This is a genomic window from Paenarthrobacter sp. NPDC089322, from assembly GCF_040684895.1.
GTDB lineage: Bacteria > Actinomycetota > Actinomycetes > Actinomycetales > Micrococcaceae > Arthrobacter.
In genome coordinates this window covers 20,799-43,380 of the sequence record NZ_JBFBGW010000023.1, presented here as the reverse complement: position 1 = coordinate 43,380, position 22,582 = coordinate 20,799, and the positions used below count along the sequence as shown (strand labels likewise).

Genomic DNA, 22,582 nt, shown 5'->3' with positions numbered 1-22,582 from the left:
GGGTTGTTTCAGTAGAGCCCGTTGAAAATGTTCCAGCCCCAGCCCACGGTCTCGACGCCCTTCCAGCCGCCGTGGCCGTCGCCGTAGTACATCAACAGATCGCCTGCCGCGTTGACACCGTGGACATCATTGAAGCCATCCCGGTTGAAGTCTCCCGCAATGCCGACCATGGTGAGGGCATTCCACCCCTGGCCGATCTGGCGGGAGGTGGCCCACCCACCGTGACCATTCCCTCCGTACAGGTAGAGCCGCCCGGCCTTGTCCTTGGCGAGTACGTCAACGTTGCCGTCACCGTCCCAATCGCCAGGACCGATGAGCAGGTCCATGACATCCCAGCCTTGGCCGATCTTTACGCTCGGACGCCAGCCACCCCAAGGGTGGGACGGGAACAAGTACAGGTCACCGCCCGCCGTGGAACCCAGGAGGTCGTTGAGGCCGTCCCCATCGAAGTCACCAGGGCCTGCCACTTTGTCGATTCCGCTCCAGCCCCAGCCAACAGCATGCCGGAAGGTGTAGAACCCGCCGTCGCCCGTTCCCTGGAACCGATACAACGTCCCGGAGTCGTCCGTGGCCATGAGGTCGGTGATGCCGTCGGTCGTGAAATCACCGGCTGCGATAATCCGCGTGAAGACCTCCCACCCCGGCCCCACTTGACGTGTTTCCTTCCACCCTTGGCGCCCGTCCTCGCCGAGGTACATCACCAGTGTGCCGCCATGGCCACGCCCCAGGAGTTCAAAAGTGTCCCTGCCCGTAAAGCCAGCCGCCCGCATCGGTTCCTTCTGGATGATCTCGCTAGGGTCTGTCACCACTTCCAGCCCTGCACAATTGGTGGCTGAGCCCGTGGCGACGGCTGAAATCCGGCTTCCGAGGTCGCTGGACTCCAAGGGAAACAAGTACGGGGAATAGGGCGGCCGCGCATCCACGGGATCGCCATCCCGCAACCATTGGATGGAGTAACCGGGCTCGCCGTTTCCACCGCAGTTGGCGAAGTGCGCGGGGGCACCCTCCACAGACAGCACTGCGCCGACGACTGGGTTGCCGTGCACGTAGACGTCATCCGTGGTGTCCGCGTCGGCAGGGACTGCGAGCGCAGAGATCCCGGCTGTGAGGGCGAGTGCCACCGCCCATGCCGCGCTACGGCGCACAAGAATGTTCCCGGTCAACCCCACTATTCCCCCTTGCCCACGCGCAAGCACAGCTGTTTGCGCCCATCGTAGACGGCACCCCCGACGGCGGGACGAAAGCAGGCGGCGACAGGCCGCCGTCGTGCTTTTGGATACGTAACGCAACTGTCCCGCAACGTTCCCACGGCGCAATTCCCCTATGCTCAACTCCAAGGAATCAACGGCGACTCACTCAGCAGACCCAGGAGACACGGGCAATGACCAACTGGCGTATCAGGGACTTCCACTCCTCCGATCTCGACGGCATCCTGCACCTCTGGGAGTCACTCAAGGCCGACGGCGTGGAGCCTGTCTACGCGTTGTCCGAGGTCCTGGCCTCGTGCGAGAAGGACCACGCGGTGGTGGCGGTGCAGGGCGACCAAGTGGTCGGGGCAGCTGTCGGACGTGCCGCACACGACCAAGGCTGGGTGGTCTTCCTCGCCACCCTGACCGAGTTCCGCGGGCGCGGGATCGGCACCTCGCTGCTGTCCGCCGTCGAAAACCGCATGGCACCGCACGGGCTCAACAAGCTGTCAGCGCTCATGCCGGAAACGGAGACCCGTGTGGAGGCGTTCCTTGGCCGCGGTTTCGTGGTGAAGAAGAACCTGCGCTACTTCGAACGGACCATCCCCGTGCAGCGGCAGGAACTGGAACCGCTGAGCCTTTTGGGTGGTCGAATCCTGGCGCGGGACCTGTGGGAGAACGTCGCCGGGATGAAACGGGAAAAGGAACTCCTGGAACGCCGCCTCGTGCTTCCGCTGGCCGAAGCCGACCTCGCCGATGAATACGGCGTTGTCCCGCCGCGTGCCGTGGTGCTGTTCGGCCCTCCCGGCACCGGCAAGACCACATTCGCCAAGGCCATCGCGTCCCGGCTGGAGTGGCCGTTCGTGGAAGTGTTCCCCTCGCGGCTTGCTTCCGATCCCAAGGGCCTGGCCGGTGCACTGCGCGAGACGTTCCTGGAGATCGCCGAGTTGGAGCACGCCGTGGTGTTCATCGATGAGGTGGAGGAGATCGCGTCGCAGCGTGCCGGGGATCCTCCGTCGCCGCTGCAGGGTGTCACCAACGAGCTCCTCAAGATCATCCCCGCGTTCCGCGAACAGCCCGGGCGACTCCTGGTCTGCGCCACTAACTTCATCCGCGCCCTGGACACCGCGTTCCTGCGCCATGGCCGCTTCGACTACGTCATCCCCATCGGCCTGCCCGACGTCCACGCCCGCGAAGCCATGTGGCAGCGCTTCATCCCGGCCACCGTGGTGGACGACGTGGATGTTTCGCTGCTGGTGTCGCGCACGGAGGGATTCTCCCCCGCGGACATCGAGTTCGCCGCGCGCAGCGCCTCCCAGCGCGCCTTGGAAAAAGCCGTGTACGACGACGCGGCTGCTTCGGGTGCCTCTGGCGCGGCGGCCTCAAACGGCCGGGCCGCCGCCTCCAACGGCCGGAAGGGGCCGGTCACGCAAGACTACCTCGACGCCATCGCGGACACCCGCACCACAGTGAGTGCTGAAGTTTACGAGGAGTTCCTCGAAGATATCGACGTCCTGGGCCGCGTGTAGGGCACGCTCCCGGCGTGGCCTCGGCGTGGGGCAGGGGCGCCGGTAATGTTTGAAGCATGTCCACGAATCCCCTTCGCCATGCCCTGGCGCGGATGGGCGGCCGCGATCCCCATGAGAAGCACCGCACCGCCACGCCGCTTGAACTGTTCTTCGACCTGACCTTCGTCATCGCCTTCAGCGTGGCCGCAAACCAGTTCGCCCATGCGGTGGCCGAAGCACACTTCGGGGCGGGCCTCCTCGGCTTTTGTTACGCCATGTTTGCCGTCATCTGGGCCTGGGTGAACTTCACGTGGTTCGCCAGCGCCTACGACACCGACGACTGGGTCTTCCGGGTTGTGACCATGGTCCAGATGCTGGGCGTGCTGATACTGGCTATGGGCATCGAGCCGATGTTCCACTCCCTTCTGGAGGGCGACCACGTCAACAACATCGCCATCCTGATCGGTTACATCGTGATGCGCCTGGCCCTGGTGTTCCAATGGTTGCGGGCTGCGCGTCAGGACCCGGCGCGCCGCGAAACGTGCCTGCGCTACGCAAAGTACCTTGCGTTGGTTCAGGTGGGCTGGATTCTGGCGTTGGTGATCGAAACCGACGTACTTACTACCTTCCTGCTGGCTGCCCCTTTGTTCATCCTGGAAATGTCCGTGCCCAAACTCGCGGAACGCAAAATGCGGACCCCCTGGCATGCCCACCACATCGCCGAGCGCTACGGACTTCTTGCCATCATTGCCCTGGGTGAGTGCCTGATCGGTGCCATCGAAACCCTCCGCGCCATCGTTGCTCTTCATGGCTGGTCCCTCGAAGCGGCCGTGGTTGGCCTCGGCGGCACGGGCCTTGCCTTCGGTATGTGGTGGATCTACTTCATACTCCCCTCCGGAAAGTCACTTCACTTGCAGCGCCACCGGTCATTCCTCTTCGGCTACGGCCATATGATCGTGTTCGCCGCGATCGCTGCCACCGGTGCCGGGCTCCACGTTGCGGCCTATTACATCGACCACGAGGCACACATCAGTGCTGCTGCTGCCGTGGCGTCGATTGCTGTTCCCGTGGCGATCTTCAAGGTTTCCCTGACGGCGCTTTACACCACGATGCTGGGGACGGATAAACACGTCTTGTGGAGTACGGCGATGGTGGTTGCAGTACTCGGTGCGAGCGTTGCTTTGGCCGCGGCCGGCGCGTCGGTGCCGGTGTGCATGCTGGTGATGGTCCTGGCACTGGGTGTCTCCATTGCCTTGGACGAACACTCCGGTCACAGGGGTCGGGCCGCAGCACTCCGCCGGTTGGAGGCCGCGGCAGGCTAGCAGCCTCGTTGCGGGGCCTAATTTGCGCGCAATTCGCACGACCTCCCGGCACGATCGTGCCGGTTGATTGGAATCAGGGCTTGAAACTCGCGCATGAAGAGCAGACACTGGACGTATTCGGCACGTTCGTACCGGTAACTTGCCGCTGAGGAGGATCGTTCCATGGCCACCGAATTCTCGTCCCTGCTTGGCTCCGAAGTCCGATCCCGCCGTACCTCACTGCGATTAAGCCAGCAGGACCTCGCGGACCTTGCCGGCGTCTCCGAACGATTCGTGCGCTTCGTGGAAACCGGCAAAACCACCGTCCAACTTGAGCCACTCTTGGCTGTCCTCACCACACTCGGACTCGAATTAAGCGTTCAGCCCACAGCCAGCCCTGCAACCACGCCTGCCCATCCGGCCGGCGAGACAGTCCAGTGACGTTCCACCGCATCGCCGACGTCTACAAGCGGGGCGTTATAGCGGCTCGGCTCGAGCGCCACCAAGGCGGCACCAAATTCAGCTACCTGCCCCGCTACATCGCAACAACCCTGCCCGCGGTCGCGACCACACTCCCCGTAAGTGCCGAGCCGGTCTTCACCCCCAGCGGCGCAGTCCCTCCATACTTCACAGGGCTCCTGCCCGAAGGCCGCCGCTTGAACTCCCTCCGACGCCACGTCAAGGCCAGCGCCGACGACGAACTCGCCCTCCTCATGGCAGCAGGCGGCGACGCCGTGGGCGATGTCCAAACCGTCCCGCACGGTGAGGTTCCCGGCGAAGGAGGGTCCGCCGTCGTACTCGATCCGAAGCTGCCGCTCGACTTCGACGCCTTGCTGGGCGACTCCGGCTTGATCGATCCTGTTGCCCTGGCGGGCGTGCAGGACAAGTTATCGGCGGGGATGATTTCGCTGCCGGTGGCGCAGGCTGGCAAGCGGTACATCCTGAAGCTCAACGCGCCCGAGTTTCCGTGCGTTGTGGAGAACGAGTTCCTCATGTTCCGCTATGCGCGCAAGCTGCGGATTCCGGTGAGCCATGTGCAGTTGGTGCACGACGTCGGCGGGCGGGCCGGGTTGCTGGTGGAGCGTTTTGATCGGGTCACCGCAGCCGACGGCTCGCCACTGCGGCTGGCGGTGGAAGACGGGGCTCAAATTTTGGGCCTGTATCCGGCGGACAAGTACAGCATTCCTTTCAGTGAAGTCTGCACGGCACTGGCCGCACACTGCCCTGCGCCGCTCCCCGCGCTCAGGAACCTCGTAATCCAACTGGCGTTCGCCTGGCTCACCGGCAACGGTGACCTCCACGCCAAGAACGTCTCGATCGTCGAATCCCCGGGGGTCCTGGGTGGTCGGGAGTTCACCATCGCTCCTGTCTACGACATTCCCTCCACAGTTGTTTACGGCGACAAAACGCTTGCCCTCGCTATCGGCGGCAAAAAGACAGGCATTTCACGGAAGCATTTCCTCGGCTGGGCCATGAAGCTCGGACTCACAGACCGCGCGGCACAACATTCTGTGGACATCGCCCTGAAGGCAAGCGGCCCCCTGATCAACGACCTCGACGGCGGCGCCTCACCTTTTGGCGCGATGCAGACAAGGGATTGGGTCAAGGAACTCAAGCACCGGCGGCGCCTCCTCGAGGGCTGAGCCACCTGCCAGCCTACGTGGAAGCCGGCTTGGCGGCTGAAGCTGTCCACACCCACGGCTCCCGGGGAAGCGTTTGAGGCGCGAAGAACTCCACCGCGTCCTCCAGCGGCCCCGCCGGCAGACCGAGCGATGTGAGGATGAGGTCCCGCACCTGCGACGCAGGAATTCCGACGGCCGCAAGGTCGCCCAGCGTTACTGCCCCGTCGCGCTTCGCCAGCCTCACGCCGTCGTGGTTTACCACCAGCGGAACATGCGCGTATTCCGGGACCGGCAGCCCGAGCAGCGTGGCCAAGTACGCCTGCCGCGGGGTGGACGGGAGAAGATCGTCGCCGCGCACCACTTGGTCGATGCCCTGCGCGGCGTCGTCCACCACGACGGCCAGGTTGTAGGCGGTCACGCCGTCGTTCCGGCGCAGGACGAAGTCGTCCACCACGCCCACGTAGTGCCCGTGCAACTGGTCCTCAACAGCCCACTCCTGCACGTCCGAACGCAAACGGATCGAGGCCGGACGCGACGCCCTCCGGATCCCGCGCTCCGCGTCCGACAACCGCCGGCATGTTCCCGGATAGGCACCCTGCGGGGCATGCGGCGCCGAGGGTGCTTCCTGGATCTCGCGGCGCGTGCAGAAGCACTCGTAAGTGCGCCCAACAGCAGTGAGCCGGTCGATCGCCTCCGCGTAGAGCGGCGCCCGCTCGGTTTGGCGCACGACGGCGGCATCCCAGGTTACGCCGATGGCCTCCAGGTCGCGGAGCTGCTCCGCCTCAGCGCCGGAGCGAGCACGGTCGAGGTCCTCAACGCGTAGCAGGAAGTCGCGGCCTGTCGACTTGGCGAAGAGCCATGCCAGAACGGCAGTGCGCAGGTTGCCGATGTGCAGTTCGCCGGAAGGACTCGGAGCGAAGCGGCCAGCAGAGGTCATGCACCAAGCCTAGGCGGGCGACGCCGGACAACCGTACGCGAACAATCACAAGAGCCCCTCAGCTACCGCAACGATCCGGTGGCTCAGGGGCTCTTACTGTGCTGCCTCAAGGGCGGGTGCAGAATGACAATGCGTGAACAAGAGTCAATCAGCGGCTGCTTCCTTGCGGGAAACCTGCGCAAGCGTCCGGGTGGTGTTCCGGGTGCCTGTTGCCTGCGGGGTCCGGCGGTAGCCTCGCCCTGCTTCGTTGCCACTATTTCAGCAGCCGCCCTACAGTTGGTGCAATAGATATGCAGTTGATTGATCGATCTGACCAGTCCTGCACCAACTTTTCGGCAGGAAGTGGTCACTTTGCAGGAACTCGATGCTACGGACCGTCGAATCATCGCAGCTCTGGACGAGGACCCGCGGGTTCCCATCATGGTGCTTGCACAGAAACTGCACCTTGCCCGCGGCACCGTGCAGTCGAGGTTGGAACGCATGACGGCGGCGGGAGCCTTGCGCGCCAACAGCAGCCGGGTGTTGCCTTCCGCGCTTGGCCGGGGCGTGGCTGCCGCCGTCAGCGCCGAGCTCGACCAGAGCCACCTCAATGAAGCCATTGCTGCGCTCCGGGAAATTCCTGAAGTCCTTGAATGCCATGCCCCTGCCGGCGATACGGACCTCATCATCAGAGTCGTAGCCAAGAGCCCCGACGATCTTTACCGGGTGTCGGAGGAGATCAGGCTCTGTCCCGGGATTGTCCGCACATCCACCAGCATGTTCCTCCGCGAGGTCATCCCCTACCGGACCACGGGCCTCTTGAAGGAGTAGGCCTCTTCAGGAAACTCAGACAGGGGGCCCGACGTTGGTTTTCAGGTTCTTCATCACCAACGTCGATGTCAGCCGTTCCACAGCCGGAAGCGCCGCCAACACGTCGTCGTAAAAGCGCTGGTAGGCGGGCAGGTCCGCGGCGATGACTTTCAGCAGGTAATCCGGGGAGCCAAAGAGCCGCTGCGCCTCCACGATGTTGATACTCGCGGCCACTTGCGCTTCGAAGGCGGACATCGTGGCGCGATCGGCTTGGCGCAACGTCACGAAGACGATCGCTTCAAAACCAAGCCCGACGGCGGCCGGGTCAATGTCCGCGCGATACCCCCGGATGACGCCGGACTGCTCCAGGTCGCGGAGCCGCCGATGGCACGGCGCCACCGTCAATCCCACCTTTGACGCCAAGGCCGTCGCAGTCATACGGCCATCGTCTTTGAGGAGACGCAAAATACTTCTATCGATTCCGTCTATCACGCAAGAATTTTACCTTCTTCGCGGCTTGTCACGCTAAAAACGCGAACACTTCTTGAGCGGTTTTCCCTAGAGTTTTCCTACCAACAAACCTCTGGAGAGACCGTGAACCCGCAACTGTTCCTCGCCTTCCTGCTGGTCTCGATCAGCTTGGCCTGCACACCCGGTGTCGACTGGGCCTACTCGATCTCGGCGGGCCTTCGACAACGCAGTTTCATACCTGCAGTCGCGGGCCTGTGCAGCGGATACGTCATCCATACCTTGCTCATGGTGGTTGGCCTCGCGGCTCTCCTGGCAGGTGTTCCCGGCCTCCTGGGTTGGCTGACGATCGCGGGTGCTGCGTACCTTCTATGGCTCGGCTTCGTCACCCTCCGCTCGTGGCGAGGGGCGAGCTTTAGCGCGGAAGCCGCCGTCGTGAATCCCCGCAACCAGTTCCGCACGTTCCTGCAAGGCATGGGCACCAGCGGCATCAACCCGAAGGGTTTGTTGTTCTTCGTGGCGCTGGTTCCGCAATTCGTGAGCCCGGAGGCAACACTGCCGGTGCCCGTTCAGTCCGGCCTGCTGGGGCTCACGTTCGTGATCCTCGCCGGCCTTGTGTACACCGGCGTCGCGCTGACGTCGCGGAAGCTGCTCGCTACACGACCCGGCGCTGCGCGGGTAGTGACGCTGGCCAGCGGGATCATCATGATGGGGCTCGGGACAGTGTTGCTGGTGGAGCAACTCCTGCCCCTCATGGTCCACGCCTAGGCCAGGAGTTCGTCCAGCCGCTCGTAGCCTTCGATCACTCCGTAGTTCATGCCGCTGGACAGGGCCATGTCCCGCGCTTCGACTGATGGGTAGACCTCATGGACAACGATCCTGGCCCGGCCGTCTGTTTCCTCGAAGCGGGTTGTGCTGATGCCAACCTCGCCGGGGGCGCCGTCGAACTCGAAAGTCATGATGATCAGCGCATCGGTCTCAACCGTGTGGAAGACCCCGCGGAATCCATACATGGCGTTATCGTCGCCGCTTTCGTAATGCCAGCTACCGCCGGTGGTGGCGTTGTACTCGGTGACATTCAGCTTGGCGTCGCGCGGACCGAGCCACTTCGCCAGGAGGTCCGCGTCCACATGAGCCTTGAAGACAGCACTGACCGGGGCGTCGAATTCGCGGACGGTATCCACGAACGGGACGCCATCATCAGCGGTAATTGCAGTGGGATTGCTCATTTCACTTCTCCTTTGTTTTCCCGGCGTCCTCGGCCAGGAGTTCATCAAGTAGCCGGAACCGCCGCTCGGCGATGAGCCGGTATTTGTCGATCCAGGACGTCAGCCGCTCAAGGGCGGCTGCGTCCAGGTGGACGGGCCTGCGTTGGGCGTCTCGCGAACGCGTGACCAAGCCTGCGTGCTCGAGGACCTGGATGTGTTTGGATACGGCCTGCGTGCTGATCGCAAAGGGTTCTGCCAACTCGTTGACGGTGGCCTCCCCGCGGGAAAGCCGGGCAACGATAGCGCGCCTCACGGGATCGGCAAGGGCCATGAAGGCCCTGTCCAAAGCATCGTCAACCACAAGGGACCTTTCAGTTATAGTCAATCAAACGGTTGATCAACCAATTGATTGATTACAAGATTACGCCTCCCGTGGCTCATGCACAATGGTTTTATTCGCCGCCGAGCTGCCTGAAATCGTTCTCCCACAGCCGGCGCATCTCGGCGTCCTTGCGGATCAGCTCCACGGGCTCCAGGTCGGCTGGCGGGGATGGCCTCATGGACCGGGGCGTCAAGGAACGGCGCCCCTGGTCCAAGGCAAGAAGCGCGCGGTCAGTGAGGGCATCGTTCTTCAGCGCCAAGCTTGTCTTCCGGCGGCGAAGGACCTCCTTCAAGGCAGACTGCGCCGACTCAAAGTCACCGCGAGCCCGCTGCGACCTCGCCCGGATGAGAAGCAACGCGGCAGACAAGTCATCGGTGTTGAGCAGCCCTTCGGTCCACACCACTACGTCGCGGTGCCTGCCCAGCGCATGGGCTGCGGAACACCGGGCCAAGGCAGAGGGCAACGACGGCGGCAAGGCCACCACCGCCTCAAGGGCCGACTCGATCAAACCCATCTCCCGGAGGCAATGCGCCAGCGCCAGGAAGACGGACTCCTCGCTGAAAAGCACCGGCACCTCGATGCGTTCCGCCACCTCCACCCGGGTGACCACCCGCCCAAGGTAAAGGGCGGAGAACTGGCTCGCGTCGTCGTCGATCCTTGTTGTCAACCCCCTCCGCAGCAACTCCGACGCCCGCAAATAACTGCCGTGCTTGTAAGTGAGAAGGCCGGCCATCACATGGCAGAGTCCCGCCCAGCCGGGGTACATCCGGGCCAGGGCAAGGAGCCCTTCCGGTTCGGTGGACGAGAACACGGCCTCGTGCATCGCTTTCGCCTGCCGGTTGGAGAGCATCTTCAAGCGCGGCACAGGCCCGGCCACGGACAGCTTGGCGGAGTTGCGACCGTTGAGAACGCCCGAGAACGCATCACCGAAACCGTCCGTCAGGCCTCGCACCGGGGTGCGGACGTACCCCTCAAGGAACGGCGTGAGGTCGCGGGTGTCGTAGAAGAACGATCGGAATTCCCCATTCGGACCATGGCTCATGAACCCATGCTAACCGGCCCTTTCCCCTGCTATCAGCGGCGTTTCAGTAGTATTATGGCGGCGTCGGCAAGGTTTTCCGACAACCCCTTGCCGCGGGCCGGTTCTCCATGAGAAGAGCCGGTTAACAGCGTGAAAGGGAGGACTAATGACCACCGCTTCGCACCCCGCCCACCACCATGCGATGGGTTTGACGCTCCGCAATACCGCCATGGGCGTTGGCATTGTATTTCTGCTGGTAGGCGTCCTGGGCTTCATCCCGGGAATCACCACCAATTACGGCGCCATGACCTTTGCAGGACATGAATCCGGCGCCATGCTGCTTGGAGTCTTCCAAGTGTCCGTACTCCACAACATCGTCCATCTGCTGTTTGGCGTGGCAGGCCTGGCCATGGCAAGGACGGGCCGCATGGCTCGCCTCTTCCTGCTCGGTGGCGGCGCCGTTTACATCGTCCTTTGGATCTACGGCCTCATCATCAACCAGGCAACGCCAGCTAACTTTGTTCCATTCAACACCCCCGACAACTGGCTCCACCTGGTTTTGGGCGTGGCCATGATCGGCCTGGGTGCTTGGCTGGGCAGGGACGCCATGGACGAAACAACGACTGCGAGAAGGGCCAGGTAGCTTTTCTCACTAACAACGACGGCGGCCGTCCCCTTCGCGGGGCGGCCGCCGTTTGCTTTCTCCCGCCGAGATGGCACTTAATGCCAATGTTCCCGCGGCGGATTGTCATTAAGTGCCATCTCGGCGCGGCGGGGCACAGCTAAGCCGGGGACCGGCCGCCCAAGCGCGTGGTGACCTTGGCCGCAGCTTCCCGGCAGGCTTCACCGAGGCTGGCCAAGGTGTCCTCGGATACGCGGAATTTGGGGGCCGCGATCAAGACGGAAGCCACGATGTCGCCCCGGTACCCGAAGACCGGAGCAGCTATTCCTACCTCGTCCATGGACGTCTCGCCAAAGTTCGCAGCCCAACCGCGCAGCAGGCTCTCCCGGAGTCGCTGCAGGTACGACTCTGCGGCAACATCGTCCAAGCCCGGCAAGGTTATGGATCCGCTGCGAAGCAGCTTCCGCACGCGGTCTTGGTCTTCGGCGGCGAGGAAGACCTGCACGGACGAACTCAATGCTTGGTTATACCGGGCGCCCAGCGGCGCGAGGTGCTTCACTTGGTGCCGGCTGGGAATCTGCTCCACGCACATCGACTCGTTGCCGTTCCACACCATAAGCGCACTGGTCTCGCCCGTACGCTCGGTCAACTCCCTCAAGACGGGGTAGGCGACGCGGCGCTCTTCAAGTTCCGCCAGGAGGGGGCCCGCCATGGCGATCATCCCCAGCCCCAAGCGGAACCTCCGCGAATCGACGTCGCGCTCCACCAGTCCCTCTTGCTCCAAAGTGGCCAAAATCCGCGAAACTGTACTCTTGTGCAGGCCCACCCGGCCGGCAATTTCCGTGACTCCGAGCAGGGGTTCGTCCGCACTAAAGCTCTTCAACACTGCAATTGCGTTGACGATAACGGAGGCGCCCCTGCCATCGCCGTTGGCGGGAGCATCGCTGGATTCCGAGGGAGTCATGGGTTCACTATATTTCGCTTGTCGTGAGTGGCCCGCACCGGTGGGTGAAGGCAGAAGGGCCGGTGGACGCGCTGCGACACGTCCGCCGGCCCCGGCATCTCAAGCCCCGATGATGTTGTGCTCGGGGCCGAACGGGAACTTGGTGATGTTTTCCGCGCCGTCCTCGCCCACCACGAGGATGTCGTGCTCCCGGTACCCCCCGGCACCCGGCTGGCCCTCCAGAACAGTGATCATCGGCTCCATGGATACCACCATGCCCGGTTCCAGCACGGTCTCAATGTCCTCGCGCAACTCCAGACCTGCTTCGCGTCCGTAGTAGTGGCTGAGCACACCGAACGAGTGTCCGTAGCCGAATGTCCGGTTCGCGAGGAGACCATGGCTGACGTAGATCTCGTTGAGTTCGGCGGCGATGTCCTTGCAGACTGCGCCGGGCTTGATGAGTTCCAGGCCGCGCTTGTGGACCTCCACATTGATGTTCCACAGTTCCAGCGAGCGGGCATCCGGCTCGCCGAAGAACAGGGTGCGTTCGAGTGCCGTGTAGTAGCCGCTGGTCATGGGGAAGCAGTTCAGGGAAAGAATGTCGTGTTCCCGGATCTTGCGCGTGGTTGCCCAGTTGTGCGCACCGTCGGTGTTGATGCCGGACTGAAACCACACCCACGTGTCGCGGATTTCTGAGTCCGGAAAGGTCCGGGCAATCTCGTGGACCATGGCTTCGGTGCCGATCAAGGCGACCTCGTACTCGGTGATCCCGGCCGTGATGGCATTCCGGATGGCTTCCCCGCCAAGGTCGCCAATGCGGGCGCCGTGCTTGATGACCTCGATTTCCTCTGCTGACTTGATCATGCGCTGACGCATTGCCGCTTGCGCCACGTCCACCAGGGCTGCGTCCGCGAAAGCCGCCTGGATCTTGTTGCGGTTGTCCAACGGCAGCGAGTCATCCTCGACGCCGATGCGGCGCGGCTTGATGCCGCGGGTACGGAGGACTTCCTGGATGGCATGGACGTAGTTGTCCCTGCGCCAGTCCGTGTACACAAGGTTCTCGCCGTAACTGCGGCGCCAAGGCATACCGGCGTCGATATTTGCAGTAATGGTGACCGTGTCATCCTTGGTGACCACCATCCCGTAGGAACGGCCAAAGGAGGTGAAGAGGAAATCGGAGTAGTACTTGATGGAGTGGTAGCTGGTGAGGACGACGGCGTCGAGGTCCTTTTCTGCCATGATGCGGCGGAGGCCGTCGAGGCGGCGCTCGAATTCTGCAACGGAGAAGGTCAAACGGACTTTCCCGCCATTGTTGAGAACCTTGAGGCGCTCCAACTTGGCGACGTCGCTGACAGCCTGGTCTTGTGTGATGGTCATGAGTGTTCCTTTCGGTGGGTTGTTGTTGTTCTAGTCCTGTTGCAGGGGCTTCTTGGAAGTCTCCGCGGCGAACAGGACTGCGATGAGGGAAACAAGGGAGGCAGCCACGAGGTACCAGCCGGGAGCGAGCTGGTTGTGGGTCATGCCAATGAGGAGGGTTGCCATGAACGGCGCCGTGCCACCGAACAAAGCGTTGGAGAGGTTGAAGCTGACGGCGAAGCCCGTGTAGCGAACCTTCGTGGGAAAGATTTCGGCAAGGAAGCTCGGCAAGGTGCCATCGTTGAGGGTCAGCATGCCGCCGAGCAGGATTTGCACCAGCACGATCACCAGGAAGCTCCCCGTATCCAGGAGCATGAAGGCCGGAACGGTGAGGAGCATAAAGAGCACGGAAGCGGTGATAAGCATGCGCTTTCGCCCGAACCTGTCCGAGGCAATGCCCGTCAGGAAAATGAAGCCGATGTAGCTGGCCAAGGCGATGGTTGTTGCCAGGAATGACTCAGCAGCACCGAAGCCCAACTCCTCGGACAGGTACGTCGGCATGTAACTGAGGATGACGTAGAACCCAACGGCGTTCAGCAAAACCGCTCCCGTGGCAATGACGAGCTGTTTCCGGTAGGTCCGGAACATCGCCAAAGCGGGCGCCTTGACTCCGGTGTCCTTTTCGGCCAGCTCCCGGAACGCCGGGGTATCTTCCAGCCTGGTCCGGATGTACCTGCCGATGAGGCCCATGGGTGCCGCCAGCAGGAACGGCAAGCGCCAGCCCCACTCGTTGAGCTGCTCCGCACTCATGACGGATGTCAGGAGCGCCGCCAGCAAAGAGCCGAGCAGCAGTCCGGCCGCGGTACTTGCCGGAACGACGGCGGCATAGAGTCCGCGCCGATGTGCGGGTGCGTACTCCACAAGAAATGCCGAAGCGCCGGCGTATTCGCCTGCCGCGGAGAAACCCTGAACCACCCGCACCAGTAGGAGCAGGATCGGCGCCATGACCCCGATGGTGGCGTAACCAGGGATCAGCGCGATGCAGAAGGTGGCTACCGACATCAGAAGGATGGATAGGGACAATGCTTGCTTGCGCCCGATCCGGTCGCCGATGTGGCCCCAAATGAAACCGCCAAGGGGCCGGACGAAGAAGGAGATCGCGAAAACACCGAACGTTGCCAGAAGGGCTGTCTGGCGGTCGGATTCAGGGAAGAAGGCGGTCGAAATGATGCCGGCTAGGTAGCCGTAAACGGCATAGTCGAACCACTCGACAAAGTTGCCGATGAAGCTTGCAGTGACGACGCGTCGTCGCGTGTCCTTGCTGGCGAAGTTGGTTGTGGGGTTGGAGCCTGACGCTGTTGAGGCACCTCGGGCTGCCACAGAAGAAGTTTCGTTACTCATGTGTGTCCACCAGAAATTAAGGAGTTGCACTAAACGCAACGCTGTTGCAGCAGACTAAGTGTGAGCTACGCCATGGTCAAGGGTGGATTATTTCGACTGGACTGAGTAGATCTGAGCGCAGGTAAGTCACAGCTCGGCGCGAGAACCAGCTGCATATGTTCGAAATTTGTTGCGTTGAACCCAACAATGTTGTGCTCGGAACGCTCTCTCACCTTTTGCGCCTTTTAGACCGACGCTCTATCACTTGCCTGAAGAAAGCTCACGTCGGCACTCGGGTGAGTGCCGACGTCGACGTCCAGAGGACGCAAACGAGAGAGGGACGCCAAAAAACCGGTCATCGGTGAGAGAGGGACGCCAAAAAACCGGCCAGACGTGAGAGAGGGACGCCAAAAAACCGGTCATCGGTGAGAGAGGGACGCCAAAAAACCGGCTAGACGAGAGAGAGCGACGCCAAAAAACCGGTCAGGCGTGAGAGAGGGTTGCTAGAGGACCTTGCGGATCGTTTCTTCGAAGCTGACCACGTGGTGCAGGGCGAGTTCGGAGGCTCGGTCTTCGTCGGCGTCGGCGATGGCGGTCAGCAGATCGGCGTGCTCGGAGATGTGGCCCGAAACGGACGGCATCCGCTCCAGCATGTAGCACCAGATGCGCGTGGCGAGGTTGTCGTACCGGATGAGGACGTCTTCCAGGTGGGCGCTGGCGGAGGCCTTGTAGATGAGCCGGTGAACCTGGATGTCGTAGCGCATAAGCTCGGAGGACGTGGTGTCCTGGCCTTCGAGATCCTTGATGGCTGAGGCGATGGAGCGGAGCTCTTCGCGCATGGCCGGACTTGCCATGCGGGCAGCCCGGCGTGAAGCCAGGGGCTCCAGCAGCTCCCGGATCTCGGAGACTTCGGCCAGTTGCGTGATGTCCACACCGGTGGCGAAGGTGCCCCGGCGGGGGTAGGAAACCACGAGGTGGTCGCTCTCGAGTCGTTTGATGGCTTCGCGCACGGGAGTGCGCCCGATGCCAAGCTCGGCAGCGATCTGGCCGTCGTTGATCGGATCGCCCGGCTTGATGTCGAGCATGATGAGCCTGTCGCGCAGGAGCAGGTAGGCGTTCTCCGCGAGGGAGCTTCCCTGCGGCGCCGACTCCAGTGCTTCCAGTGCTGTGCTCATTTGCCTTCTTCCCCTTGTCACCATCCGGTCTGCCGGACGACTTGCCGCGGACCCGTTGACGTCTATGTGACTTCCAACATACCATGGCAACAGTTCTAATATATCAGTTGCCTAACAGTCGGCTGCTACACGTACTTCAAAAGGAGAACACCATGGTTGAACCGCTGATCCGCCCGCTCGCACAGGCGGACCCGGAGGTTGATCAGGCGATCGCCCAGGAGCTCATCCGCCAGCAGAGCACGCTGGAGATGATCGCTTCCGAAAACTTTGCTCCCACCGCGGTGATGGAGGCCCAGGGTTCGGTCCTGACCAACAAGTATGCAGAGGGATACCCGGGCAAGCGGTACTACGGCGGCTGCGAACACGTTGATGTGATTGAGCAGCTGGCCATCGACCGCCTGAAGTCACTCTTCGGAGCCGAATACGCCAACGTCCAGCCCCACTCCGGTGCGCAGGCCAACGCCGCGGCAATGCACGCACTGATCACCCCCGGCGACACCATCATGGGCCTCAACCTCGCACACGGCGGCCACCTGACCCACGGCATGCGGATCAACTTTTCCGGCAAGCTCTACAACGTGGTCCCCTACAGCGTCCGCGAGGACACCCACACCATCGACATGGCCGAGGTTGAACGCCTCGCCCAGGAGAACAAGCCCCAGCTGATCGTCGCGGGCTGGTCCGCATACTCCCGCCAGCTGGACTTCGCCGAGTTCCGCCGGATTGCCGACTCCGTAGGCGCCTACCTCATGGTGGACATGGCACACTTCGCCGGCCTGGTGGCCGCGGGTCTGCACCCGAGCCCGGTCCCCCACGCCCACATCGTCACCTCCACTACGCACAAGACCCTGGGCGGCCCGCGCGGCGGCGTCATCCTGACGAACGACGCCGACATCGCCAAGAAGGTCAACTCGGCTGTGTTCCCCGGTCAGCAGGGCGGCCCGCTTGAGCACGTCATTGCTGCCAAGGCCGTCGCCTTCAAGTTCGCAGCAGAGCCTGAGTTCAAGGAACGCCAGGCCCGCGTGCTGGAAGGCTCCAAGATCCTCGCCAAACGACTCCTCCAGGACGACGTTGCAGCAGCAGGCATCTCGGTGGTCAGCGGCGGGACGGACGTGCACCTGGTCCTGGTTGACCTGCGGAACTCCGAACTCAACGGCCAGCAAGGCGAAGACGCCCTGCACCGCATCGGCATCACAGTCAACCGCAACGCCGTCCCCTTCGACCCCCGCCCGCCAATGGTCTCCTCCGGGCTCCGCGTCGGTACCCCGGCACTCGCCGCCCGCGGCTTCGGCGCCGAAGAGTTCACCGAGGTCGCAGACGTTATTGCGACGGCGTTGATCGCCTCGGCGGGCACCGGCACCCTTGATGACCAGACCGCCGTCGGACTCCGCAACCGCGTCACCGCGCTGGCTGACAAGTTCCCCCTCTATCCCCACCTCGGCAATGGCGCCGCAACTGAATCCGAAGCAGAACTGATTGGAGCAGCCCAGTGAGTGTTGACCACCTCCCCGAACACCCGGACTTCCTCTGGCGCAACCCGGAACCCAAGAAGTCGTACGACGCCGTCATCGTCGGTGGGGGCGGGCACGGCCTGGCCACCGCCTACTTCCTGGCCAAGAACCACGGCATGACCAACATTGCCATCTTGGAAAAGGGCTGGCTGGCTGGCGGCAACATGGCCCGCAACACCACCATCATCCGTTCCAACTACCTCTGGGACGAGAGCGCCGCCATCTACGAGCACGCACTGAAGCTGTGGGAAATCCTGCCGGAAGAGCTTGAGTACGACTTCCTGTTCAGCCAGCGCGGCGTCATGAACCTCGCCCACACCTTGGGCGACGTCCGTGAAAGCATGCGCCGCGTTGGTGCCAACCGTTTGAACGGTGTGGACGCTGAGTGGCTGGAGCCGGACCAGGTCAAGGAACTCTGCCCCATCCTGAACACGAGCGATAACATCCGCTACCCCGTCATGGGCGCCACGTACCAGCCGCGGGCAGGCATCGCCAAGCACGACCACGTGGCCTGGGCGTTCGCACGCAAGTGCGACGAAATGGGCGTGGACATCATCCAGAACTGCGAAGTCACGGGCTTCATCAAGGATGGCGACCGAGTGACCGGTGTCCAAACCACCCGCGGCACCATCCACACGGAAAAGGTTGGCCTCTGCGCTGCCGGCCACAGCTCGGTGCTGGCCGAGATGGCAGGTTTCCGCCTGCCGATCCAGTCCCACCCCCTGCAGGCACTGGTTTCCGAACTGCACCAACCCGTCCACCCCACGGTGGTCATGTCCAACCACGTCCACGTGTACGTCTCCCAGGCGCACAAGGGTGAATTGGTGATGGGCGCCGGCGTCGACTCCTACAACGGTTACGGCCAGCGCGGTTCGTTCCACGTGATCGAGGAGCAGATGGCAGCAGCCGTGGAGCTTTTCCCGATCTTCGCCCGGGCCCACGTGCTCCGGACCTGGGGCGGCATCGTTGACACCACGCTCGATGCCTCGCCGATCGTCGGGCTTACCCCGGTGGAGAACATGTTCGTCAACTGTGGTTGGGGAACGGGTGGCTTCAAGGGCACTCCGGCCGCGGGCCTGACCTTCGCCCACACCATCGCCACGGGCGCGCCGCACAAGCTGAACAAGCCCTTCGCACTGGAACGCTTCGAAACCGGCGCCCTGATCGACGAACACGGCGCCGCAGCCGTGGCCCACTAGCCAGGACAGGACAGGAAAGACATGCTCCTCATTTCATGCCCCAACTGCGGGCCCCGCGACGAAACCGAATTCCACTACGGCGGACAGGCACACATCGCCTACCCCGAAAACCCGAACGACCTCACGGACCGTGAATGGGCTGAATACCTCTTCTACCGGGAGAACACCAAGGGCACCTTCGCCGAGCGCTGGGTCCACAGCACCGGTTGCCGCCAATGGTTCAACATGCTCCGCGACACCGTGAGCTATGACATCCACTCCATCTACGCCATGGGCTCACCGCGGCCGGATATCGCAGCAGCAGACCAAGGTGCCGCAGGCCAGGCCGGCACCCCCGGACTCGCCCCAGGAGCCCCCACCACATCCACCTCTCCGGAAGGAGCCCAGAAGTGACCAGCCAGAACGCCCGCCTCGCCACAGGCGGCCGCATCGACCGCAGCATCTCCTGGCGGTTCACCGTGGATGGCCAGGAGTTCGTCGGCCACCCCGGCGACACGATCGCTTCGGCCCTGCTGGCCAACGGCCACATCAACGCAGGCAACTCCCTCTACGAGGACCGGCCCCGCGGCATCATGGCTGCCGGCGTCGAAGAACCGAACGCCCTGGTGAAGATCGCACCCCGGTTCCGCGGCCACGTCGCCGAATCGATGCTCCCCGCGACCGCAGTTTCATTGGTGGACGGGCTCAATGCAGAGCTCCTGAACGGACTCGGCAAGCTCGATCCGAACGAGGACAAGGCGGAGTACGACAAGAAATACGTCCACACCGATGTCCTGGTGGTTGGCGGTGGCGTTGCCGGTTTGGCGGCAGCCCGCGAAGCTGTCCGCACAGGCGCCCGCGTCATCCTGATCGACGACCAGCCCGAACTCGGTGGCTCGCTGCTGTCCGGTTCCACCGCCCCGGAGCTTGTTGAGCAGATCGAAGGCAAGCCCGCACTGGAATGGGTTGCCGATGTTGAGGCCGAGCTGGTTTCTGCCGAGGAATGCACGGTCCTGCACCGCACCACTGCCTTCGGTTCCTACGACGCGAACTACTTCATCGCAGCCCAGAACCGTACGGACCACTTGAACGTTCCGGCGGCACCGGGTGTCTCCCGTCAGCGTATTTGGCACATCCGTGCTGCACAGGTGGTCCTGGCCCCCGGCGCCCATGAACGCCCGCTGGTCTTCGAAAACAACGACCGCCCGGGCATCATGCTCGCCTCGGCCGTCCGCAGCTACCTCAACCGCTACGCCGTAGCAGTCGGTTCCCGCGTCGTCATCAGCACCACCAACGATTCCGCCTACTTGCTCGCAGCGGACCTGAAGGCCGCAGGCGTAACGGTTGCCGCCGTCGTCGACGCCCGTCCGCAGATCAGCGAAAAGGCCGCCGCCGCCGTCGAATCCGGCCTGCGCGTCCTGATCGGCAGCGCAGTTGCCGACACGTCGGCTGATGAGAACGGCCGCCTGAGCGGCGTCACCGTCCGCAGCATCAACGACGACGGCGAACTCACCTCAGGCGTGGAGCAGATCGCCGCCGATGTTCTCGCCGTTTCCGGTGGCTGGAGCCCCGTGGTTCACCTCCACAGCCAGCGGCAGGGCAAGCTGCGTTGGGACGACGAGCTCGCGGCGTTCATCCCCTCCAGCGTGGTCCGCAACCAGCAGGTTGTTGGCGCAGGCCGCGGCAGCTACGAACTGCAGGACTGCCTGGCTGAAGGCATCTCCGCCGGTGCCGCTGCCTCCATCGCAGCCGGCTTCGAGTCCGCAACCACTCCTTCCGAACTCGCTGCCCCCGTGGCGAGTGCACCCACCCGCCAGCTGTGGCTGGTCCCGGGCCAGGAAGGCGAACCCGGCGAGTGGCACAACCACTTCGTGGACTTCCAGCGTGACCAGTCCGTGGCCGACGTCCTCCGTTCCACCGGAGCGGGCATGCGGTCCGTGGAGCACGTCAAGCGGTACACCTCCATCAGCACCGCCAACGACCAGGGCAAGACCTCCGGCGTCAACGCGATCGGCGTCATCGCCGCAGCGCTCAAGTACGGCGGAGCGGACGCTGTTCCGGGTGTCGGCGAGATCGGCACCACGGCCTACCGTGCTCCGTTCACCCCCGTTGCCTTCGCAGCCTTGGCAGGTCGCCAGCGCGGCGAACTCTTCGACCCCGCCCGCGTCACCTCGATCCACCCGTGGCACGTTGCCCAGGGTGCTTTGTTCGAAGACGTCGGACAGTGGAAGCGCCCCTGGTACTACCCGCAGGCAGGCGAGGACATGGACACCGCGGTGCTCCGCGAATGCGCCGCGGTCCGCGATTCGGTGGGCTTCATGGACGCCACCACGCTGGGCAAGATCGAGATCCGTGGCAAGGACGCCGGTGAGTTCCTGAACCGCGTCTACACCAACGCGTTCAAGAAGCTCGCACCCGGCTCGGCCCGCTACGGCGTCATGTGCACGCTGGACGGCATGATCTTCGACGACGGCGTGACCCTGCGCCTGGACGAGGACACGTACTTCATGACCACCACCACCGGCGGCGCAGCCAAGGTGCTGGACTGGTTGGAAGAGTGGCACCAGACAGAGTGGCCGGAACTGGATGTGGTCTTCACCTCGGTGACCGAGCAGTGGAGCACCATCGCCGTCGTTGGTCCCAAGTCCCGTGCAGTGATCGCCAAGGTGGCCCCGCAACTCGCCGAAAACGGAGGCTTGGACGCCGAGGCCTTCCCGTTCATGACGTTCCGTGAAACCACCCTCGCCTCGGGTGTGCAGGCCCGCGTCTGCAGGATCTCGTTCTCCGGTGAACTGGCGTACGAAATCAACGTGCCGTCCTGGTACGGGCTCAACACCTGGGAGGCCGTTGCCGCCGCGGGTGCCGAGTTCAACATCACCCCTTACGGCACGGAAACCATGCACGTCCTCCGCGCCGAGAAGGGCTACCCGATCGTCGGCCAGGACACCGACGGCACGGTCACCCCGCAGGACGCCGGCATGGAATGGATCGTTTCCAAGGCCAAGGACTTCATCGGCAAGCGCTCCTACCTCCGCGAGGATTCCAAGCGCGAGGACCGCAAGCACCTGGTGAGCGTGCTGCCCGTGGACCACTCGCTGAAGCTGCCCGAAGGAACCCAGCTCGTGGAGAAGGGCATCGCCGTCAACCCGGCTTACGGCCCCGTTCCCATGGAAGGCTTTGTCACCTCGAGCTACCACAGCGCCGCACTTGGCCGTTCCTTCGGCCTGGCCCTGATCCAAAACGGCCGCAACCGCATCGGCGAAACCCTGGTGGCCTCCCTCGGCGACCAGCTGGTGGACGTGGTTGTTGGCGAAACCGTACTTTTCGATGCTGAAGGGACCCGCAAAGATGGCTGAGACAGCAACCCCCGCAGAAACCGTCAACAGCGTACGTGAGGCCCGCCGCAGCCCCGCACAGCACCTTGCCGAGGCCTTCGCCTCCGGCTCGGTGGACGGCGCAGTGACCCTCAAGGAAATCCCCTACCAGTCCATGGTGGGGATCCGGGTGGACAGGAATTCCGACGCCGGAGCCCGCGTTGCGTCCGTGACCGGCGGCTTGCCTGCCGCGTGCGGTGAGGTAACCGGCGCTGACCCGGTCAACGTCCTGTGGCTTGGGCCCACCGAATTCCTGGTGGTGGCACCGGAAGAAGCCCACGACTCGCTCGGAGGTTCCTTGGTCAGCGACCTGACCTCGGCCCTGGGCGGCGACGCAGGACAGGTGGTGGACCTGTCCGCCAACCGCACCACGTTCGAGCTCTCCGGCAGCCGGGCGCGCTCGGTCTTGGAAAAGAGCTGCGCACTGGACCTCCACCCGCGCGTCCTCAAGGCAGGCACTGCCCTCTCCACGGAAATCGGGCACATCCCGGTAGTGCTGTGGAAGACCGGCGAAGAGACCTTCAAAATCTTCCCGCGCGCCTCCTTCGCGGACTTCCTGGGACGCTGGCTCCTCGATTCCATGCGGGAGTACGCGTCGCCTGAGGTCCCGTAATGGCACA

The 22,582-nt window shown here is 63.5% G+C and carries 22 protein-coding genes; 12 read left to right on the top strand and 10 right to left on the bottom strand.

All coding sequences use genetic code 11. The features are described 5' to 3' along the window. Positions 1-8 precede the first annotated feature (8 nt). Complete coding sequence (locus AB0N65_RS18405) at positions 9-1,169, bottom strand: FG-GAP-like repeat-containing protein (protein WP_364164953.1); 1,161 nt, start codon at positions 1,167-1,169, stop codon at positions 9-11. 212 nt (positions 1,170-1,381) lie between these two features. Between AB0N65_RS18405 and AB0N65_RS18400 the strand changes: the two genes are divergently transcribed. From AB0N65_RS18400 to AB0N65_RS18385, 4 genes are all read left to right on the top strand, one after another. Further along, complete coding sequence (locus AB0N65_RS18400; RefSeq protein ID WP_364164951.1) at positions 1,382-2,716, top strand: GNAT family N-acetyltransferase; 1,335 nt, start codon at positions 1,382-1,384, stop codon at positions 2,714-2,716. A gap of 56 nt (positions 2,717-2,772) precedes the next feature. Then, entirely contained in the window at positions 2,773-4,017 is a 1,245-nt protein-coding gene (locus tag AB0N65_RS18395; protein ID WP_364164948.1) for a low temperature requirement protein A, read from the top strand. A 162-nt stretch (positions 4,018-4,179) separates the two neighbouring features. Continuing rightward, on the top strand, positions 4,180-4,437 hold the full coding sequence (locus tag AB0N65_RS18390; protein ID WP_364164945.1) for a helix-turn-helix transcriptional regulator: 258 nt from the start codon (positions 4,180-4,182) through the stop codon (positions 4,435-4,437). Further along, positions 4,434-5,639: a HipA domain-containing protein gene (locus tag AB0N65_RS18385; RefSeq protein WP_364164942.1), complete on the top strand. Its 1,206-nt coding sequence runs from the start codon at positions 4,434-4,436 to the stop codon at positions 5,637-5,639. Before AB0N65_RS18390 ends, AB0N65_RS18385 begins: the two co-directional genes overlap by 4 nt. 13 nt (positions 5,640-5,652) lie before the next feature. On the opposite strand, the gene gluQRS is transcribed toward AB0N65_RS18385, so the two are convergent. Further along, positions 5,653-6,555: a tRNA glutamyl-Q(34) synthetase GluQRS gene (gene gluQRS / locus AB0N65_RS18380; protein WP_364164939.1), complete on the bottom strand. Its 903-nt coding sequence runs from the start codon at positions 6,553-6,555 to the stop codon at positions 5,653-5,655. 351 nt (positions 6,556-6,906) lie between these two features. Here gluQRS and AB0N65_RS18375 point away from each other — a divergent pair, with 351 nt between their 5' ends. Beyond that, positions 6,907-7,365, top strand: a complete 459-nt coding sequence (locus AB0N65_RS18375; RefSeq protein WP_364165076.1) for an Lrp/AsnC family transcriptional regulator — start codon at positions 6,907-6,909, stop codon at positions 7,363-7,365. 15 nt (positions 7,366-7,380) lie between these two features. Here the strand turns inward: AB0N65_RS18375 and AB0N65_RS18370 are convergent, their stop codons facing one another. Then, complete coding sequence (locus tag AB0N65_RS18370; RefSeq protein ID WP_364164936.1) at positions 7,381-7,836, bottom strand: Lrp/AsnC family transcriptional regulator; 456 nt, start codon at positions 7,834-7,836, stop codon at positions 7,381-7,383. A gap of 102 nt (positions 7,837-7,938) precedes the next feature. Here AB0N65_RS18370 and AB0N65_RS18365 point away from each other — a divergent pair, with 102 nt between their 5' ends. Beyond that, positions 7,939-8,580: a LysE family translocator gene (locus AB0N65_RS18365; RefSeq protein ID WP_364164933.1), complete on the top strand. Its 642-nt coding sequence runs from the start codon at positions 7,939-7,941 to the stop codon at positions 8,578-8,580. On the opposite strand, the gene AB0N65_RS18360 is transcribed toward AB0N65_RS18365, so the two are convergent. The 3 genes from AB0N65_RS18360 to AB0N65_RS18350 form a co-directional block, all read right to left on the bottom strand. Continuing rightward, complete coding sequence (locus tag AB0N65_RS18360) at positions 8,577-9,041, bottom strand: SRPBCC family protein (protein WP_364164930.1); 465 nt, start codon at positions 9,039-9,041, stop codon at positions 8,577-8,579. The genes AB0N65_RS18365 and AB0N65_RS18360 overlap by 4 nt on opposite strands. Position 9,042: 1 nt before the next feature. Further along, positions 9,043-9,351 carry a metalloregulator ArsR/SmtB family transcription factor gene (locus tag AB0N65_RS18355; protein WP_364165073.1) on the bottom strand — a complete coding sequence of 103 codons (309 nt, stop codon included), beginning with the start codon at positions 9,349-9,351 and terminating at the stop codon, positions 9,043-9,045. A 121-nt stretch (positions 9,352-9,472) separates the two neighbouring features. Further along, on the bottom strand, positions 9,473-10,444 hold the full coding sequence (locus AB0N65_RS18350; RefSeq protein WP_364164927.1) for a hypothetical protein: 972 nt from the start codon (positions 10,442-10,444) through the stop codon (positions 9,473-9,475). 145 nt (positions 10,445-10,589) lie between these two features. Here AB0N65_RS18350 and AB0N65_RS18345 point away from each other — a divergent pair, with 145 nt between their 5' ends. Then, positions 10,590-11,066, top strand: a complete 477-nt coding sequence (locus AB0N65_RS18345) for a DUF4383 domain-containing protein (protein ID WP_364164924.1) — start codon at positions 10,590-10,592, stop codon at positions 11,064-11,066. A 139-nt stretch (positions 11,067-11,205) separates the two neighbouring features. On the opposite strand, the gene AB0N65_RS18340 is transcribed toward AB0N65_RS18345, so the two are convergent. From AB0N65_RS18340 to AB0N65_RS18325, 4 genes are all read right to left on the bottom strand, one after another. Beyond that, positions 11,206-12,009 carry an IclR family transcriptional regulator gene (locus tag AB0N65_RS18340; RefSeq protein WP_364164921.1) on the bottom strand — a complete coding sequence of 268 codons (804 nt, stop codon included), beginning with the start codon at positions 12,007-12,009 and terminating at the stop codon, positions 11,206-11,208. A gap of 99 nt (positions 12,010-12,108) precedes the next feature. Continuing rightward, the gene (locus AB0N65_RS18335) at positions 12,109-13,365 is read right to left on the bottom strand and encodes an aminopeptidase P family protein (protein WP_364164918.1); all 1,257 of its coding nucleotides are present in this window, start codon (positions 13,363-13,365) and stop codon (positions 12,109-12,111) included. Between the two features lie 30 nt (positions 13,366-13,395). Next, positions 13,396-14,745 carry an MFS transporter gene (locus AB0N65_RS18330; RefSeq protein WP_364164915.1) on the bottom strand — a complete coding sequence of 450 codons (1,350 nt, stop codon included), beginning with the start codon at positions 14,743-14,745 and terminating at the stop codon, positions 13,396-13,398. A 482-nt stretch (positions 14,746-15,227) separates the two neighbouring features. Next, positions 15,228-15,899 carry a GntR family transcriptional regulator gene (locus tag AB0N65_RS18325; RefSeq protein WP_364164912.1) on the bottom strand — a complete coding sequence of 224 codons (672 nt, stop codon included), beginning with the start codon at positions 15,897-15,899 and terminating at the stop codon, positions 15,228-15,230. 152 nt (positions 15,900-16,051) lie between these two features. Here AB0N65_RS18325 and glyA point away from each other — a divergent pair, with 152 nt between their 5' ends. From glyA to AB0N65_RS18300, 5 genes are read left to right on the top strand one after another with little or no spacing between them, the layout of a single operon-like run. Then, the gene (gene glyA / locus AB0N65_RS18320; protein ID WP_364164909.1) at positions 16,052-17,392 is read left to right on the top strand and encodes a serine hydroxymethyltransferase; all 1,341 of its coding nucleotides are present in this window, start codon (positions 16,052-16,054) and stop codon (positions 17,390-17,392) included. Then, positions 17,389-18,609 carry a sarcosine oxidase subunit beta family protein gene (locus AB0N65_RS18315; RefSeq protein ID WP_364164906.1) on the top strand — a complete coding sequence of 407 codons (1,221 nt, stop codon included), beginning with the start codon at positions 17,389-17,391 and terminating at the stop codon, positions 18,607-18,609. Before glyA ends, AB0N65_RS18315 begins: the two co-directional genes overlap by 4 nt. A gap of 21 nt (positions 18,610-18,630) precedes the next feature. Next, positions 18,631-19,002 (top strand): sarcosine oxidase subunit delta, encoded by a 372-nt coding sequence (locus AB0N65_RS18310; RefSeq protein ID WP_364164903.1) that lies wholly within the window; start codon positions 18,631-18,633, stop codon positions 19,000-19,002. After that, positions 18,999-21,944, top strand: a complete 2,946-nt coding sequence (locus tag AB0N65_RS18305; protein ID WP_364164900.1) for a 2Fe-2S iron-sulfur cluster-binding protein — start codon at positions 18,999-19,001, stop codon at positions 21,942-21,944. Before AB0N65_RS18310 ends, AB0N65_RS18305 begins: the two co-directional genes overlap by 4 nt. Beyond that, positions 21,937-22,575 (top strand): sarcosine oxidase subunit gamma family protein, encoded by a 639-nt coding sequence (locus AB0N65_RS18300; RefSeq protein ID WP_364164897.1) that lies wholly within the window; start codon positions 21,937-21,939, stop codon positions 22,573-22,575. Before AB0N65_RS18305 ends, AB0N65_RS18300 begins: the two co-directional genes overlap by 8 nt. Positions 22,576-22,582 lie beyond the last annotated feature (7 nt).

What these genes read in the sequence shown, in the direction of transcription:
- AB0N65_RS18300 (WP_364164897.1), top strand. Translation starts at nt 21,937, where the DNA reads ATGGCTGAGACAGCAACCCCCGCAGAAACCGTCAACAGCGTACGTGAG.
- AB0N65_RS18330 (WP_364164915.1), bottom strand. Translation starts at nt 14,745, where the DNA reads ATGAGTAACGAAACTTCTTCTGTGGCAGCCCGAGGTGCCTCAACAGCG.
- AB0N65_RS18395 (WP_364164948.1), top strand. Translation starts at nt 2,773, where the DNA reads ATGTCCACGAATCCCCTTCGCCATGCCCTGGCGCGGATGGGCGGCCGC.
- AB0N65_RS18350 (WP_364164927.1), bottom strand. Translation starts at nt 10,444, where the DNA reads ATGAGCCATGGTCCGAATGGGGAATTCCGATCGTTCTTCTACGACACC.
- AB0N65_RS18335 (WP_364164918.1), bottom strand. Translation starts at nt 13,365, where the DNA reads ATGACCATCACACAAGACCAGGCTGTCAGCGACGTCGCCAAGTTGGAG.
- AB0N65_RS18325 (WP_364164912.1), bottom strand. Translation starts at nt 15,899, where the DNA reads ATGAGCACAGCACTGGAAGCACTGGAGTCGGCGCCGCAGGGAAGCTCC.
- AB0N65_RS18360 (WP_364164930.1), bottom strand. Translation starts at nt 9,041, where the DNA reads ATGAGCAATCCCACTGCAATTACCGCTGATGATGGCGTCCCGTTCGTG.
- AB0N65_RS18355 (WP_364165073.1), bottom strand. Translation starts at nt 9,351, where the DNA reads ATGGCCCTTGCCGATCCCGTGAGGCGCGCTATCGTTGCCCGGCTTTCC.
- AB0N65_RS18390 (WP_364164945.1), top strand. Translation starts at nt 4,180, where the DNA reads ATGGCCACCGAATTCTCGTCCCTGCTTGGCTCCGAAGTCCGATCCCGC.
- glyA (WP_364164909.1), top strand. Translation starts at nt 16,052, where the DNA reads ATGGTTGAACCGCTGATCCGCCCGCTCGCACAGGCGGACCCGGAGGTT.
- AB0N65_RS18400 (WP_364164951.1), top strand. Translation starts at nt 1,382, where the DNA reads ATGACCAACTGGCGTATCAGGGACTTCCACTCCTCCGATCTCGACGGC.
- AB0N65_RS18345 (WP_364164924.1), top strand. Translation starts at nt 10,590, where the DNA reads ATGACCACCGCTTCGCACCCCGCCCACCACCATGCGATGGGTTTGACG.
- AB0N65_RS18310 (WP_364164903.1), top strand. Translation starts at nt 18,631, where the DNA reads ATGCTCCTCATTTCATGCCCCAACTGCGGGCCCCGCGACGAAACCGAA.
- AB0N65_RS18340 (WP_364164921.1), bottom strand. Translation starts at nt 12,009, where the DNA reads ATGACTCCCTCGGAATCCAGCGATGCTCCCGCCAACGGCGATGGCAGG.
- gluQRS (WP_364164939.1), bottom strand. Translation starts at nt 6,555, where the DNA reads ATGACCTCTGCTGGCCGCTTCGCTCCGAGTCCTTCCGGCGAACTGCAC.